The sequence below is a fragment of the Paenibacillus sp. 01T443 genome (assembly GCF_056398325.1).
In genome coordinates, this window is record NZ_JBFTPE010000008.1 from 443,303 (window position 1) to 459,933 (window position 16,631).

A 16,631-nucleotide genomic window follows, 5' to 3' on the forward strand; every position below is an offset into this window, starting at 1 on the left:
TTAATGCTCACCTGCCTGACTGAGTCCGATATCCAGCACCTGCATAAACGATTGATTTAACAGCCTCAGCTCATCTGGACCGAGCGGATAATTGCCAAGCAGCAAAGCTTGCGTATACACGGTTTCAATGCAAAGTTTCTGCATTTCGGAATTGTCACAGGCAATGGCTTTGCGAATAAGCGGATTGTTAAAATTGTAGCAAATTCTGGCGAAAGGCTGTTCATAAAGCTCGTTTATGACAATATCCATGATCTCTGAAAATAAATCATTCGCTTCTTCCTTCGTTTGCTCCGCCATGCGCAGAAAATTCACTTCATCATTTGTATTATAGAGCGCTGCTAACTCAGCAGGCTCAAAGCGTTTCAGCACACTCCTGCATTGAAACGGCGCAAGCAGCCGATCAGACAGCTCTAAAAACGCTGCTGCACTCTGCTGATCCGTTTGATCGATTGTGATAAAAAAATTCGAGAAGTTAATCGGATCAAGGACGAGCGCTTCAATATTCTCATCCAGCTCGGAAAGCTTGCGCACCAGTTCAAAGTCATGCACATACCCGCCGTTAATAACCATGACATCCTGTGCTTTTGCTACTCGGGCAACTTGGCGGAATTCATCAAGCGTAGAAGAAACGACGATATTCCGGCTCTTCGCCAATATATCGCCCATTTTCATCTCCCCATACGAAGTCTCGAACGTTAAGAATCGAATGAACAACCGGTACAGTTCATCATCCTGGGAGGCCATCGCTTTGATGGACGAATAATGGATTCTAATTATTTTCTCGAACAAGTCGGGATCCGTTTCCGAAAGCATAATCATATGCCGCTTAATACATTCGCCAAGCTCATCCTTTACGCTGTGGAACAGCTCATTTTCCATAAACGCTTCACGGGACGCCGTCGGCTTGAGACCATTCGTATTCATGATGCAAGTTACGAAAAATGCCCATTCCGGCAGCATATTTTGAATTTGATCCGAGAGCAGCATTCGCTTCACATAAACCTTATGTTTCTTCTCCGCTTGCAAGCTGACTGCATAAGGTAGAATATATGCTACGCCTTCCAGCTCGCCCATGCCTGATTTTAATGGGATTGCGTCTAGGAAGTTCTGATACATATGATATTCCCCGTAGGTCAGCGCTTCTTTCATGCTCATCGCCCATGGAGGCGTGTCCTCATTGACGATAATCTCGTTTTTCCCTTCGGATAACTGGATAGGGACAGGCAGAAATTGGCCGTAATGCGTCATTAAATCCGACATGCTATCCCATTCGTAGTATTCCTCATAGCCTTCCTTGCAGGTCAAAAATACGGTAGTGCCGATTGGCGCATCTTTTTCAAGCTTACGAATCGTATAGGTCCCGTCCGAACGGCCTCTCCATTCGAGAGTATCGCCTTCCAGCGCGGATCGTGTAATGACAACAATCTCCCCGCTAACAACGAAGCAAGACAGCAATCCTACACCAAATTGTCCAATGAAATCATCTGCCGAATCAAGATCCTCTCGCTTTGAGGTGCTGCCGATTTGCGCCAGAAAACGATGGATCTCCTGCTCCGATAAACCGATTCCGTTGTCATGAACGGCTATCGTGCGCGAAGCGTATAGCTCCACGCTTACGCGGGCATCAAAGCGATGACCGAGCCGTTTGCGTGCGGTCACTGCATCTACGCCATTTTGAAGAAGCTCCCTTACGAATACGCCGGGATTTGCATATAAATGCTTCGATAGAAGCTCAATCATGCCTTGTAAATTAACTTGAAAATTCAATTCGCTCATTTTATCTCCTATGGACGTTATGTCATTGATATAGATATCGGTAATACCTTTCGTTTTATTTCGTCATATTGCAGATTTATCCTTTTTTTCTTTATGAAGTAGCAGGCAGAAATAGCAACAAAGGACGATCAGCTCACGGCTAATCGTCCTTTATATGGTTATTTTGTTTATAACTTAAATACAGACGCCTTTTCCTTCAAATCCTGCGAGGAGCCTGTCAGCTTCTCTGCAAGCGTACGCAGCTCATCTGAAATATCATTTTGCTTAACGGACAGCTCACTCATATGCTCCATCTTTCCATTAACATCCGATGAAGTATTAAGAAGCTTGTCGACCGCTGATACAATGTGGGTCATACCGCTCGTAATTTCACTGATTGCCGTGGAGATTTCGCTCATTTGATCAGACAGCACGCTGCTTTGGGACTCCAATGCCTGAAACGTGCCGCTCGCCGTTTCCGAAGCCTGCCGCGTCGAATGAATCACATTCGAAAAGGTGCTGATCGTCCGGCTGCTTGCTGCTACATCACTTTGGATGAGTGATAATTCCTTCGTAATCTGCTTGGAAATGGAATCCGTTTGGCTGGACAACTTTCTAATTTCCTCTGCCACGACTGCAAAACCGCGGCCATGTTCGCCTGCTCTTGCCGATTCAATGGATGCGTTCAGCGACAGCAGATTCGTCTGGGTATTTAAATCTTGGATGCCATTCAAAAATTTCGATACATTATTATAACGGTCATTCATCGATTCGAACGCTTCCGTGAGCTTAGCGAACTGCTCAACGGTCTCGTTGACCATGGTTACGACTCCAGCCATCTGGTGGGAACCGTTCTGCGAGGACTGTTTCATTTGGCGCATATCATTGTTTATGTACTCGCTTGATGCAGCGATTTGCTCAGAGCTCGCGGAAATTTGCTCGGTTACCGCTGAAATGGATGATGCATCGTCATATTGGGAGAGCAATGCCTCTCGGCCTAGATCCACTTGGCCTTTCACATCTTCCGAAGCCTTACGGTTGCTGCCGATCATCGTATCCATATTGCGCGAAACATGCAGCACCGACTCGCTCACCTGAAGCGTCGCGCTTATCGTATCACGTAAATTGTCGCCCATTTCAGCTAAGGCTTGATCGATTTCTCCGAATTCATCGGTGCGTACGAGCTTCTCTTGACTTGTAAAATCATTACTGCCGTATGCACGAATACGACGTGTAATACCCGCAAGCCCCGTTTTGATGGATTGCGTAACGCTAAAAATCATGATGGCTGGCAGCACAGCGAGCAAAATTACATTGACGAGAACAATAATGTTTGCGCTGGATACATCCTGATTCAAATTGTTCTGAGTGATACTCGCGTCATGGGTTAAACGCTCGTGCATAGTGTCGTTCGAGTAGTTCAGAATGACCGTATATACGCTGATCAAATTACTAATTCGCAGTGATTTTTCTTCTGCCGTCAATCCAGTAATATCGGTATTCGTTTGCTGTAAATTGTCAAAGGCCAGGCGGATTACGCCGACTTGATTAGCATACAAGGGACCGTCTTCAACAGCCGGAGGGTATTTCTTATCCATTTCAATAAGCTGTTTTTCTAATTCTTCAATATTGGCTGGCAGGGTTTCCAAATCCTTCATGATCGCAGTTGCGTCGCTTTTGCCATTCTCGATCGCATCAACCATTAACAGCATTGCCTTCAGCAGTTTATTAGAGATGCCTTGATAATTGCGTTCCGCGCGGGACAACTGCTCTGAATCCTCAATTGATCCGGCAACCGAAACATTTTGAAAATAAATAAATATGCCGGAACCTACATTAAAAAGAGTAATGATTGCTGTAATAACCAATAACCTGGCCGTTATTTTCCTCATTCTCAGTTTCTTTGACAGCTTGCCCATCTTGCCCGTTCTCCCCAACCATGCCTTTAAATCCATCCGTCTTTCTCTCCTCGGTCTCTCTAAAAAAGCAAAAAAGCTACCCAGCCACAGGAGGCGGATAGCTTTTTTAGCTTTATATCCTTCCGGCGGTCTGGCAGCCATAGCACATACACCTTAGGCCCATAACTTTGCGTCCTTGCCTTTCGGCAAGTTTGCCATTTTCAGATTGTCTATGTTTGTATTTACAACATAAACCAGTATAGGACATATCAGAGAGTCTGTACATACCTTTAGAACTAATTTATTCGGGACTTAGAAACAAAGTCGCATTACAATAACGTCTTGACAAGGAATGAAAATAGGACGTTTGTATCGAAATGACCGAGATCAGCAAAATATTGCGCACGGCCTCCCATTGATTCTCTGTTAGATTCGGCAGCCTGTTCGCAAATTGATTCGCTGACAAACGAATAGCCTGCTCCGTCAATAAATCCTGATGCGGATTTTCCTTCAAATGACCGGATATATCGAGAAGCTGATCGTTATTCGCATCCAGCTCTTCAAACATACTGGTATAAGATGCATATAATTCTAAAGGACCGACTAAATCATCCGTTTCGTCCTCTGGCTTCTTAAATACGATCTCAAATAGCTTGCGAATAGATTCAAAATCAAGATTTGACTTTAAATCATCAATAATGAACAATAACGCGGCTTGATTTAGAGAATATTTTTTCCCTGCCTTCGGACAATCGAAATAAGGTTTAAAATCTCGCTTTACCCAATTTTGCATGGATGTAATCGACAGATTGGAATATTCGATTAACTGGCCGAGCGCAGCAATCTCATGAAGCGAGAAGCCTTTCAGCTCATTGCCTTTTATAAGCTTCTCAATAATTGGAGGCAGCAGCGTAGACAGAAATGCAGGCAATCCCGCGCCCTTCTCCAAATCGTATTGATGAGTTTTTGTCCATGCGGCTTGCAGCACCTGCAGAGGCTTCTGATTATGCTTTCCATCTAAGGAGAGCAGCAAGCAAGCCATCTCTTTTCGAGTAAGCGTAAAGGACTCCATTTCCGTTCCTCCTCGCGCTTTCTTCATACGTTCTTATATTATAAGTTCATATGAACTCATCATATGCCGGAGAATGATACTTGTAAAGGCTCGAAAATCAATGAGAATAAGCTTTTCCATCTCGTAAAATCGCTCTAAAAGCGCATAAAAGGCTGTTACCGTTGGATACGGCGTTTGTCATAAGCTGTAATCATTCGTTATAGTAGAACATAAGAATACAAAAATATAAATATAAAAGGGTAGTGAGAAACGAAAATGGGTATAGGATTCAATTTATTCATGATTGCTCTTCTTATTTTATTAACTGCTTTTTTCGTCGCAACGGAGTTCGCCATCATTAGACTTCGCTCCAGTCGGATCGATCAGTTAGTGCTTGAGGGCCGGAAGAACGCGCTTGCCGTTCAACGGGTTACGAGTAATCTGGATGCCTACTTGTCAGCCTGCCAATTAGGTATTACCATAACAGCACTAGGGCTTGGCTGGCTGGGAGAACCGACAGTTGAAAAAATGCTTTTACCCTCGTTTGAGCGTTTGGCAATAAATGATGACATTAGTCATATTCTATCCTTTTTCATCGCATTTATTTCGGTAACATTCCTGCACGTCGTTGTCGGAGAGCTCGCGCCAAAAACCTGGGCAATCCAAAAAGCGGAGTTTATCAGCTTCTTAACCGCAAAACCGATCATTTTGTTCCACAAAATTTTATACCCTTTCATTTGGTTGCTTAACGGCTCGGCTAACGCACTGGTTCGCCTGTTCGGTTTAAAGCCTGCCACAGAGCATGAAGAAGCGCATTCGGAGGAAGAAATTCAAATTATTCTTAACGAAAGCTACCAAAGCGGAAAGATTAACAATACAGAGTATGGCTACGTGAGCCGCATTTTCGCATTTGATGAATTGTTAGCCAAAGAAATTATGGTGCCCCGCACCGATATGATCTGTTTATTCACAAACAAATCGTTATCCGAAAACATGGAAATCATACGGAAAGAACAATATACGCGTTTCCCGGTCGCGCTTGAGAGCAAAGATAACATCGTGGGCATGATAAACACGAAACAGCTTTTCCTGGAATATGAAACAGACCGTGATTTAGATTTCAAAAAGCTTGTACATCCCGTACTTAGTGTGTCCGAGGTTACACCGGTCAAAATGCTGCTTAAACGTATGCAGCTCGAACGCGTCCATATCGCGATCCTCGTTGATGAATACGGCGGCACTTCCGGCCTGATTACGATCGAAGACATTTTGGAAGAAATCGTCGGTGAGATTCGAGATGAATTCGACGCTGACGAACGCAAGGAAATCGAACAACTGGCAGACAACTGCTACCTGCTCGACGGTAAGGTATCCCTTAGCGAGCTGAGCGATCTAACAGGCATGAACTTCGAGGAAGAAGACGTGGATACGGTTGGCGGCTGGTTGTACAGTCAAGTTCCCGATCCAAAACCGGGCAAAGAGCACTTTTACGAAAATTATAAGTTCATTATTCGTGAAACAAGCAAAAATCGGATCCGCAAGGTTGAAATGCTCATTCAGCAGCTTGAAGAGAGCATGGAAGGCGAAACCGCTTAAATATCAGAAAATGAAGAAGCAGCTCCTGCATCGCGGAGCTGCTTCTTTTTGCTACCCAAAACAAAAACTATAAAAGACTAAAAATATGCGAAATCCGCTCTTGCATCCATTCCTCGGAATGACCCATTGCTTCTTCTACCGTACATGGACCCGGCACGATCGAGAAGCAAGCTCGCAGTCCAAGATTGGCAGCAGCAGCACGCTCAGCCGCAATCGACCCGCATACGGCAATAACCGGTATACCTTGTATGGCCGCGGAAGCACATACCGCTTCGATTACTTTGCCTGATCCGGTTTGGCCATCGAGCCTGCCCTCACCCGTCACGATCCAGTCCGCATCTCGAATTTTCTCATCAAAGCAAAGCCGATTCATAACTAAACGCGCGCCAGACTGCATTGAGGCTTGAAAAAAAGCGAATAAGGCTGCCCCGGTCCCCCCCGCTGCTCCGCTTCCAGGCAGGCTAGCGATCTCCATCCCTGTATGACGTTGAATAACATCAGCATATTGTTTTAATGCCTCATCCAGCTGCACGACCTTCTCCGCACCCGCGCCCTTCTGTGGTCCATAGATCGCCGAAGCACCCTGCTCCCCGCATAACGGATTACGGACATCGCAGGCTATGGCAAATTCGCTGACGCGAACCAACATATCAAAATCCGCACTATCAATTGAGTGCAACTTGGACAAATGGATACCGCCTCGCTGAAGCTCTGAGCCGCTTTCATCCAGCAGCTTCATACCAAGCGCTTGCAGCATGCCAGCACCGCCGTCATTCGTGGCGCTGCCGCCCAGACAGATGATAAATTTCCGGTATCCTGCTTGCAGCGCATGACGAATCATTTCCCCTGTGCCGTAGGTTGAGGTGTGCATGGGATTTTTCTCATCCTCTCGCAGCAGTGAAAGCCCCGACGCCTCTGCCAGCTCAATGACGGCTGTTATGCCGTCTCCCAGTACGCCGTATCTCGCTTCGATCCATCGATTTAACGGATCACGGACTATCGCCGCTATAAAAAAGCCTCCGCTTGCGCGAACCAAAATTTCCATCGTCCCTTCACCGCCGTCAGCCATTGGAAGCTGAACCAACTCCGCATTCGGATGTACCGCACGGATGCCTGCTTCCATGGCTTGTATCATTTGAAAGGCGTTCCCTGAGCCCTTAAAGGAATCAGGAGCCAATATGATTTTCATCCCATTCACCCTTTTGAAATTATTTTTTAAAAAAACTCTTGCAATTATACTGGGTTCTGTGCAATAATACATCTTGTGTTTAACGAATAAGACGTGCCGTTGTAGCTCAATTGGTAGAGCAACTGACTTGTAATCAGTAGGTTGGGGGTTCAAGTCCTCTCGACGGCACCACTTTTTTTACGGGACGTAGCTCAGCTTGGTAGAGCACCTGGTTTGGGACCAGGGGGTCGCATGTTCAAATCGTGTCGTCCCGACCACCCTATTAAATAATAGCAAATAAATACATAAAAGAAAGAAGCTTGAGCAATCAAGCTTCTTTTTTTTTCATATCTGCTCCCCTATTTCTTCAAGCAGCAATGCAAGCTCCTCAAAACCATATTCCAATGCATAGTCCGCAGCAGTATAACCCGTATCATCCGATTTTAATGGATCGGCCCCTGCTTCAAGCAGCAGCTTAACGAAATCTATTTCGCCTTTGCTGGCAGCAGTCATTAACGGTGTCCAGCCCGAGCTGTCCTGTAAATCCGGGTTAGCGCCTTCGTCAAGCAGCAGCATGACCATATCCGAACTTCCGTTAAATAAGGCAACCGTTAAAGCCGTTTCTTCATAGCTTTGCTCCACTAAATCAAGACTGGCTCCTGCTTTTATTAACGTTGTACCCATGGCAGTATCATTCAACTGAGCCGCCCACATTAAAGCCGTCCACCCTTCCTCGTCCGCAGCATTCGGACTTATGCCTGAAGCCAGCAACGATTCTACGCGTTCCAGATCAGCCTCTGAGGCTGCGGCAAGGAGCTCTACGTCTGATGATGTCTCGGCAATCGTGCTGATAAAGGTACCTATCGATTTGGAGAATATAACCCCGATAGAGATCGATCCGATTAGAACGGCTCCCGCTACCAGCGCGATGATAATTCCAATTCGCGATGATGGAAAAACAATGCTGGAAGCTTGACCTGTAAAAGACTGAATCGCATGGATACGCCTCGGCAAAGGCGGATGGGTCGAAAGCTTCTCCGCTAACCAAACAAACAAGCCTTTCTCATAGCTGCTTTGCACTAAATACTCTTCGCGGTCGACCCGTTTGTAGAGCGTTTTTCCTATCGCTAATACCGTAAGCCCGTTCATCGCGGCTTCTGCGTCTTCAATAAAATAAGCCGCCATGCGATCGCATGTATACTCGCATGCCCTAGAATAGGCCTCACCAAGAAAAGGCAGCCACATTGCCGGAATAATAAACAGCTGCTTAGTCAAATGATTGCGTTTGATGTGTGCCAGCTCATGCGTGATCACGAAAGTCAGTTCCTTCTCGCCGCCCGATTGGATCAGTTCAAACAAGTCGGAATAAAGCACTACCATATTACGTCCAAAAAACCGCGAAGCGAATGCATTCAATATCCCGCTCGATTCCATCACATATAAATCTGGAACAACCGCAAAGCCCATCTTGGCACATTGCTCTTGCGCGATCGCGAACACCTCCGGGAACTGTCGAGGCGTTATTCGTACGCCGTTGATCCGAATGTTCGCCATCATAATTGCTTGCGCAAATAACGGCAATAAAATCAGTACGGGAATCAGGAACATAAAAATAATAGTAAAGAACAATCCCAAATATACGAAAATACTAAAAATAAGCGACAGCGCATAATAGCGCCCTTCTTTCTTATGTACAAGCGATGGTTCATAAACATTGGCGTTCAACAATAGGCAGCTCCTTCAAAAATAATACCCACATTATACACGAATTTCCAACGTTAATGTATGACCAATAAAATGAAAAAAAACTTTTCAGCCGTTTGGCCAAAAAGTCTGTTGTCCTATTTATTTGAAATCTCGCAATCATAATTTACTGATCGGATTCATCCCACTTTTTAGAATAAGCTTTTTTTGTAACCCATAAGGTCAGCCACGTGAGCAATACAACGATAATACCTGAAAAAATCCAAACGCCAGCAGGAACGTTCATCTCTATGTACCCCCTTTATTTTCTCCTTTTATTTTACACGATCCGATTCGATAATTTCACCCAAACCGTTAACAAAATCGTAACTTTTCATATTTGTGGGCCCATAAGCAAAGAGACAGCTGATCTCAGCTGCCTCTTTCTTTAGACGATACGATTTATTTATCCTTTGCTGTGCACGATAATATCGATTGGGTAACGGCCCGCATTACGTCCATAAAGCGCCAATCCGCCATCCTCGGCAGCCAATTGAAGCTTAAAGCTTCGGCTTGCATTCAACTTCGCTGTGAGCGTGCTAGGCAGAAGAACCTTGTAGAGGTAGCCGTAAGAGCCCGCTTCCTCCAACTTAGTGCTAACCGCTTGATAATGCCAGGATAACACGCCTCGGCTATCGGCAGGATTATCGCTGAGTATGATCGTTTCTACCTGCTCACCGTCAATGATGACGTTGAGTTTTCCTTCATGGCGCTTTGAATCCGTCATATAGTAGGTGTTCATGTTATACTCCGGTTCATCTAATGCACCATGCATAAAGGAGATATCCAGCTTTTTCTGAATGCCGCCCTCCAAATTACGCTTCAGCAACCTTTTGGAGCTAGCTTCAAAGATGAGCTCGATGTCATAGATTGCCGCTTGCTCCAAGGTATCCGGGAGCTGTATGTCGTAGGTGAAATGACCCGTCTCTCCGCCATTCGCCTTTTGCTCCTGCAGCGCGTTCCAGCTGTATGCCCATTCGCTATCAGAGAAGCTGGCCACTGGTACGCTGACGACATTGCCATCTGTTGCATATGTGCCGTTAGCTTTCCCAGCGCGCACGTCAAACGTGATGAAGTTGCGAGTAACCGTAACGCCTTCTGGAGTCAAAAGACGAACCGCAAGCACAGCTACCGCATCCTGCTGAGGCATCAGCAAGTTAAGCGATATTAATGATTCTACGCCATAGCCGTTCCACTCCACCGCTTGATTACCGAAATCATGCACGACTCGCGAGCCTAAATTATCATACCAAAGCTCCCATTCAAGCTGAAGCGATTGACCATGGTAACGATCAGAGAAGCTGGAACGAAGAAGCTCCAAAGTTACATTGGCGCCTGCTTTCAATGTCTGGCAAGGAGGAGCGTCTATGACGACAAAATCCGGCGAATGCAAATCAGCCACCATCATGCCTGGCACAAACCATTCATAGCCAAAATGTTTATCCGTTCCATCCAAACGGTAATATCCGTTATATTCATTAACAACATCGCGGAACTCGGTGAATACGAAACCGCACATTTTATCATGACGACGGAATTCGTTCATCATATAACGGTAATGCCAAGCCAAGTCACTTTCGCCTGCCCCGCCTTCAATCCCCCATACGTTGCCGCATTCACTGTTCATTAACGGTGCATCCGATTGCTCGTTGCCGCCGATATAGTTGAAGGTTGAGCCGGGATGCGTCTTTTCCACTACCTCAGTTACATGGCTGCGGAGCTCATTATAGCCGTTGATGTAGAAATGCCAGGTGTTGAGATCAGATTCAACATGATCATAATTGCAAGGCGAATTGTCTTCCACTATGCGTGTCGGGTCAACCTCTTTTGCCCAATGATACATGGAGCGAACCCATTCCTGCGTCTGCGGCAAGTAATTATTCGGATGCGTAACGTCTGTCGTGAGCGAAGACGCCGCGCTGTCCGTCTTAAGGCCCCAAGTTTCATTGAACATGACCCAAGAGAAAATCGACGGGTGATTATAATCCCGGTCAATAACTTCCCGCGCTTCGCTTTCATAGGATTGTCTTGCCTGCTCATCCGGATCTCCCCAGAAACAAGGCATGTCTTCCATGACCAAAATACCAAGCTTATCCGCCCAGTAAAGCTTGCGTGGTTCTTCAGGCTTAATATGGATACGCACAAAGTTCAAGCCCAGGCGCTTCATAAGGTAGATTTCATCCTGCATCTCTTGATCGGACGGATAAGTAAAAAATCCGGTTGGGTGGAACGATTGATCCAGTGTGCCGTTTAAGTAAACAGGCTTGCCATTCAGCGTAATCCAGCGGTAGCTGCGATCTCCAACGATTGCTGTCGAGATCTCGCGAACGCCAAAATAGGTGCTGATGGAATCACATTGCCCATTGCTGGTCAATAGAACATCGCCTTCATACAAATATGGCGATTCCGGACTCCAAAGCTTAGGCTCGGCAATAACGAAGGCGGCTTGAATGACATTGCTTCCTTCTGTCAGCTCTGCTTCCGTTTTATGTGTAACGGCTCCTTCTGCGAAAATAAACGAAAGCTCTGCCTTTCCTGCTTTCTGCGCAACAACCGTCGTAGTAACTTGAATCATGCCGTCGACACTAGTTGTAAACTTCGAATCGCGCACATAGTTTTGCGGACGGGCTTCCAACCACACCGGCTGCCATATCCCGCGGATTTCACCATAGCCCTGCTTGCCACGACCTTGATAGCTATGGTCGAAATCTTCGACTCGAACCGTTATCGAGTTGATGCCGTCGAAGGACCAGACATCGGTTACATCAAATTCAAAAGTACCGTAGCCTCCTGAATGCGAGCCGATTGCTGTACCATTCACCCAAATGTCTGATTTATAGTCAACCGCGCCGAAACGGATAAATAATCGGGAATCCGGAGCCGCAGGCGCCCATTCCACCTCTTTGTTATACCAGGCAATTCCTTTGTCATTGCTGCCGATGCCGGACAATGGGCTTGACCATGAGAAAGGAACCGTAATTTCGGATGAAAGGGACTGTCCTTTGGATTTATGCCAATCAGCAGCCAATCCTTGATCTTCGTGATCAAACGCAAAGGACCAAGCCCCGTTTAAATTCAGCCAATCCGCCCGCTGCCAATCGGGACGAGGATATTCAGCCCGGGGAATGCTAACCTGTGAAGCATGTACTGTATTGGTAACCATTTACATCACGCAACCTCTCATTTGTCATTTGTTTGTTTGCATTCTTTTAAGTTAATTTAAAAGTTAATAATAAACTATAAAAACAACTATTTCGTAACAAGAATACGCCTCCATCTACTATTTTGTCAACTAATACTTTCTTATCGGACGTTTTAATGTATATTGATTAACTTAAAGATTAATTTAAATAGGGTCCTAATGAAATGAAAAAGGAAGCTTCTAAGGTTTATAAGGCTCACTTTACCGCTTGAAACTATGATTGTTAGGTGTGAATTTTGGATTGTAAAAAGGTTCTTGTATAATAATCCAATAGATCTGGTCGTTATAAGGAGCTGTAACATGTCCCATCGAAAATGGAATATCGCCATCGCGATCCTTCTACTTATTTTTATCAGCTTGCTTGCCTGCTTTTACTTATCCACGATGCGCATTCGGCAGCTCATTCAACCAATCCTCTCCGACGATTCCAGCCAAGCAGCGATGCGTCATGTCATACTGATATCGCAGGAGCTGGACAATCCTTATTGGCGCTCGATTGAACAAGGCGCAATTGATGCTTCCGCTAAATATGGCATGCAGCTTGAATATGAAGGCCCGATTCGCATTGACCCGCAAGAGCAAATAAAGCTTCTCGAAAAAGCAATCTCTGCCAAAGCGGATGCGCTATTGGTGCAAGGGATGAATGATCCGCAATCGGTGGCTATCATTAATCAAGCGGTGAGCCAAGGGATTCCCGTCATAACCGTCGATACGGATGAACCAACTAGCAATCGCCTGTCTTACGTAGGTACGAATAATGCGGATGCAGGAAAAACAATGGGTGAGCTGGTTGCCAAATCGGCAGAAAACCGGGGCAGCGTCGCTGTTATGATCGGGAACGAGCTGGCCCCTAATCAACAGCTCCGTCTGGAAGGCTTCCGTTCGGTGATCAGCCGGTTTCCAGAGCTCTCGCTCGTTGACGTCCGTTCATCCGATATCTCCCGCCTGCAGGCAACCGGGGAAACAGAGAAGCTGCTGATTCAATATCCGAACTTAGAGTATATGGTGGGACTTAGCGCGCTAGATGGCATCGGCATAGCAGATGCGGTCGAGCGGTTGCGGCCAAAAGGCCCGCAAATTTTCGCATTTGACGCACTGCAAGAGACGCTAATGCAAATCGCGAGCGGCAGAATTCATTCGACCATCGTCCAGCAGCCCTATGATATGGGTTACGATGCCATCACGCTGCTGAATGATTTTTTCCAAGGGAAGAAGCTCCCCGAGCAGCATTTTACGAAGATCAAGGTGATGGATCAGCCAACTTTAAAAAACGAGACGGGAGAAACGGGCTCATGACCATACGCACCAAGCTGCTCCTCTTTATCCCTTTACTCGTTCTTCTTGTCAACTCCGTTACTTTCTTTTTATTTCAAAGCGGTAAACTGGTCCAGCAAAGCTATAATCAAATGATGGACCGCCTTCTCTTGTACAATCAATCTATACAAACGGTAGAGCGTAACCTTGGCGCGCTTCATACCTATTTACTTAACCCGGATGACAGTAATTACGAGCTGTTTTTGAACAGTTTGAACAAGCTGACGGAACTTCGCGTTATGCTGCAAGACCATTCGGATGCCTCCCTCCACTCTGCAAAATTAACGAGCTATAATCATATGTTAGATACGTTTATTGAGCAGGAGGAAGCAGCTTTTAAGGCAGTAACTGCCGAGACCTTATTAACATCATTAGACCATTATGAGAAAGCGGAGAAAACAGCCGGCTTCATTAGAGAGGATGAGCAGCAGCTCGTCGATCTGGAGTTAAGTATTTATCAACCAATATACAAGAAAATTCAAGCTGAAAATAAAACCATGTATCTGCTTGGAGCCTCTGTCTTCATCATCAACACGTTGCTCAGCATTCTGCTTGCCGTCTGGATTTCTAGAAGCATAACCGTTCCTGTCAGCAGGCTTGTCTCGCGTGTGAAACAAATTTCCAAGGGCGATTTACAGCATAATACACTTACCTATCCTGCTAAAGACGAGCTGGGTCTGCTTACCGGCGCATTCGAACAAATGTCAGGTGACCTGCTCGAAATGATCGAGAAGGATAAAGAAAGCCTGGAGAAAGACCGCCTTGTCAAAGCATTGGAGCTTCAAGCGCTGCAAAGCCAGATTAATCCACACTTCCTCTTCAATACGCTAAATGTATTGTCGAAGCTGGCGCTCATAGAAGGCGCAGAAAAAACGAGCGATCTCATCATCTCGATGTCTAATCTGCTGCGGTACAATTTGCGCAATCTCGCTCATGCGGTCACATTGGAGGACGAGGTTGAGCATGTCAAGGAATACTTCATTATTCAGCAAGCACGTTTTCGCGAACGGATCAAGCTCGAAATGGCCATCGATCCATCCGCGCTGCAGCAGCCGATCCCTGCGTTAACGCTTCAGCCTATCGTAGAAAATGCTTTTTTGCACGGTATTGAACGCATGGAGAAGGATGCTGTCATTCGGCTTGAGATTACACAAGACGCGGACGGCGTATGCATCTCGGTTTCAGACAATGGCAGCGGAATGAGCTATGAGGTTCGTCAAGCCTTACTCCGTCTCGAGGCTGAGACTGAAAACAAACAATCTGCCGGACTTGGCACAAAAAACGTATTTAAACGTCTCCAATTATTTTATGGCGTGAGCGGGCTCGTAAATATTGAAAGCAAACTTGGCGAAGGAACGAAGATCATCATTCGGATTCCTTCCGGTAAGGACGGTGAACATAACCATGTACCGACTGTTAATCGCGGATGACGAGGCGCTTGAGCGCGAAGGATTAGAATGGATCATTGCGCGGATGCTGCCAAATACGTTTCAAATCATCCATGCTGAGAACGGACGCATCGCAATTGAACGGGCCGAGGAGCATCGCCCTCATATCATCTTGATGGATGTAAATATGCCGGGGATTCAGGGCTTAGACGCCATAAGAGAAATAAAATCAAACTTGCCGGATACCAAATTCGTCCTGGTCACCGCCTATGATTATTTTGCTTATGCCAAAGAAGCACTTTCACTTGGTGTAAAAGAATATCTTGTTAAACCAGCCAAGCGCGAGCAAATCGTCCTAACGCTCCAACAGCTTATTCAGGAGCTGGAGCAAGAAAAGCGGAAGCGTTCCGATGAACTCGAGATCCGACATAAGCTGTCCCAGCTGATGCCTTTGGCAGAAAATGAGCTCGCGATGATGTTTATGGTCGATACGGTGACTTATACCGATATCATGCAAATATCAGAATGGTTGAGTTTTTCACTCGAGCATGGCTGCGCCATTGTAATCGCCTTTCCAGAGCAGGTGAAAACAGAAAATAAGCAAAAAACCTACGATACCATTCGAAGCTTTGTCAAAACCTGTGTAAAGAGCAGTATCGTCAGCTCCTTGATCGATCGCCATATGGCAATCTTTCTTAACAAAGCGTCCTTCCACACCGATGCGGATTGGAAAGAAGCTGTACATACCATGGGTGAAGAGCTGAGTGCGATAGCTGCACGTCAGCTGGAGGTTGATATTATGATCGGTATCGGTCAGACGCGCTCAGGTGCGGAAGGACTTCGCAAATCCTATTTCGAAGCGGTGTTTGCATCTAATTATTTCAACAAACATGGAAATATATGCCACTTCGACGAATTAAAACAAGGAACCGGTCATTCTATAAGCAGCGGGGAAATCCAGCTTTCACAAACGGAAACCGTTCCCGATGCCTATGTGCTATCGGCAATGCAGCGCATTCGCGAGCAGCGGGAGCAGCAAACGCAGACCGTTCTGGATCGAGCAAAAAAATACATTCAAGAGAGATTTACTGATGATCTTTCACTTGAAGAGGTGGCTGATTCCGTCCACCTTAATCCCCACTATTTCAGTAAAATTTTCAAACAACAGGTTGGGACCACCTTTATCGATTTTGTGACAGCGCTTCGTATCGACAAAGCTAAAGCGTTAATGGCAACAGGCCAGCTAAGCCTCAAGGAAGTATGCTTCGAGGTCGGTTACAACGACCCTAACTACTTTAGCCGCGTATTTAAAAAAGTAACTGGCGTTACCCCCTCCGATTACCGCGGTCAATCGAAATAAGCAAGATTTGTAAAGTCCATGTCGCTTGACATGGATTTTTTTGTGTTCAGGTGAACAACATAATGCTAGTCCTTCCAAAACGTAACGGCATTCGCCGATCTTCCAAAATAAATGCGGGAACATCACTGAATAATGAAGATGTTTGCTCACTGGCCC

Annotated in this window: 10 protein-coding genes, 2 tRNA genes and 1 riboswitch; of the genes, 6 read left to right on the top strand and 6 right to left on the bottom strand. The window is 45.9% G+C overall.

Translation table 11 applies throughout. The annotated features are described in order from the left end of the window. The 3 genes from AC1DLI_RS15935 to AC1DLI_RS15945 all read right to left on the bottom strand — a co-directional run bounded on the left by AC1DLI_RS15935 (window position 1) and on the right by AC1DLI_RS15945 (window position 4,725). Complete coding sequence (locus AC1DLI_RS15935; protein WP_477604152.1) at window positions 1-1,776, bottom strand: HSP90 family protein; 1,776 nt, start codon at window positions 1,774-1,776, stop codon at window positions 1-3. A gap of 167 nt (window positions 1,777-1,943) precedes the next feature. Next, a complete protein-coding gene (locus tag AC1DLI_RS15940; protein ID WP_477604154.1) occupies window positions 1,944-3,710 on the bottom strand; it encodes a methyl-accepting chemotaxis protein in 1,767 nt (588 codons plus the stop codon). An 85-nt stretch (window positions 3,711-3,795) separates the two neighbouring features. Further along, window positions 3,796-3,880, bottom strand: a riboswitch (cyclic di-GMP riboswitch). A gap of 74 nt (window positions 3,881-3,954) precedes the next feature. Beyond that, entirely contained in the window at window positions 3,955-4,725 is a 771-nt protein-coding gene (locus tag AC1DLI_RS15945) for a DUF1836 domain-containing protein (RefSeq protein WP_477604156.1), read from the bottom strand. Between the two features lie 255 nt (window positions 4,726-4,980). Here AC1DLI_RS15945 and AC1DLI_RS15950 point away from each other — a divergent pair, with 255 nt between their 5' ends. Then, window positions 4,981-6,300, top strand: coding sequence for a hemolysin family protein (locus AC1DLI_RS15950; protein WP_477604158.1), 1,320 nt, complete (start codon window positions 4,981-4,983; stop codon window positions 6,298-6,300). Window positions 6,301-6,367: 67 nt separating this feature from the next. On the opposite strand, the gene AC1DLI_RS15955 is transcribed toward AC1DLI_RS15950, so the two are convergent. Next, complete coding sequence (locus tag AC1DLI_RS15955) at window positions 6,368-7,489, bottom strand: glycerate kinase (RefSeq protein WP_477604160.1); 1,122 nt, start codon at window positions 7,487-7,489, stop codon at window positions 6,368-6,370. A gap of 95 nt (window positions 7,490-7,584) precedes the next feature. On the opposite strand from AC1DLI_RS15955, the gene AC1DLI_RS15960 reads away from it, so the two are divergent. Both AC1DLI_RS15960 and AC1DLI_RS15965 read left to right on the top strand, forming a co-directional pair. After that, a tRNA-Thr gene (locus AC1DLI_RS15960) sits at window positions 7,585-7,660 on the top strand. 9 nt (window positions 7,661-7,669) lie between these two features. Further along, window positions 7,670-7,746 (top strand) — tRNA-Pro (locus AC1DLI_RS15965). A gap of 67 nt (window positions 7,747-7,813) precedes the next feature. On the opposite strand, the gene AC1DLI_RS15970 is transcribed toward AC1DLI_RS15965, so the two are convergent. Both AC1DLI_RS15970 and AC1DLI_RS15975 read right to left on the bottom strand, forming a co-directional pair. Further along, window positions 7,814-9,193 carry a M48 family metallopeptidase gene (locus tag AC1DLI_RS15970; protein ID WP_477604162.1) on the bottom strand — a complete coding sequence of 460 codons (1,380 nt, stop codon included), beginning with the start codon at window positions 9,191-9,193 and terminating at the stop codon, window positions 7,814-7,816. Window positions 9,194-9,617: 424 nt separating this feature from the next. Then, window positions 9,618-12,374 carry a glycoside hydrolase family 2 protein gene (locus AC1DLI_RS15975; protein WP_477604164.1) on the bottom strand — a complete coding sequence of 919 codons (2,757 nt, stop codon included), beginning with the start codon at window positions 12,372-12,374 and terminating at the stop codon, window positions 9,618-9,620. 339 nt (window positions 12,375-12,713) lie between these two features. Between AC1DLI_RS15975 and AC1DLI_RS15980 the strand changes: the two genes are divergently transcribed. The 3 genes from AC1DLI_RS15980 to AC1DLI_RS15990 are packed head-to-tail and all read left to right on the top strand — an operon-like array spanning window position 12,714 to window position 16,475. Beyond that, window positions 12,714-13,709 (top strand): substrate-binding domain-containing protein, encoded by a 996-nt coding sequence (locus AC1DLI_RS15980; protein ID WP_477604166.1) that lies wholly within the window; start codon window positions 12,714-12,716, stop codon window positions 13,707-13,709. Then, on the top strand, window positions 13,706-15,157 hold the full coding sequence (locus AC1DLI_RS15985) for a sensor histidine kinase (protein ID WP_477604168.1): 1,452 nt from the start codon (window positions 13,706-13,708) through the stop codon (window positions 15,155-15,157). Before AC1DLI_RS15980 ends, AC1DLI_RS15985 begins: the two co-directional genes overlap by 4 nt. Next, a complete protein-coding gene (locus AC1DLI_RS15990; RefSeq protein ID WP_477604170.1) occupies window positions 15,132-16,475 on the top strand; it encodes an AraC family transcriptional regulator in 1,344 nt (447 codons plus the stop codon). Before AC1DLI_RS15985 ends, AC1DLI_RS15990 begins: the two co-directional genes overlap by 26 nt. Window positions 16,476-16,631 lie beyond the last annotated feature (156 nt).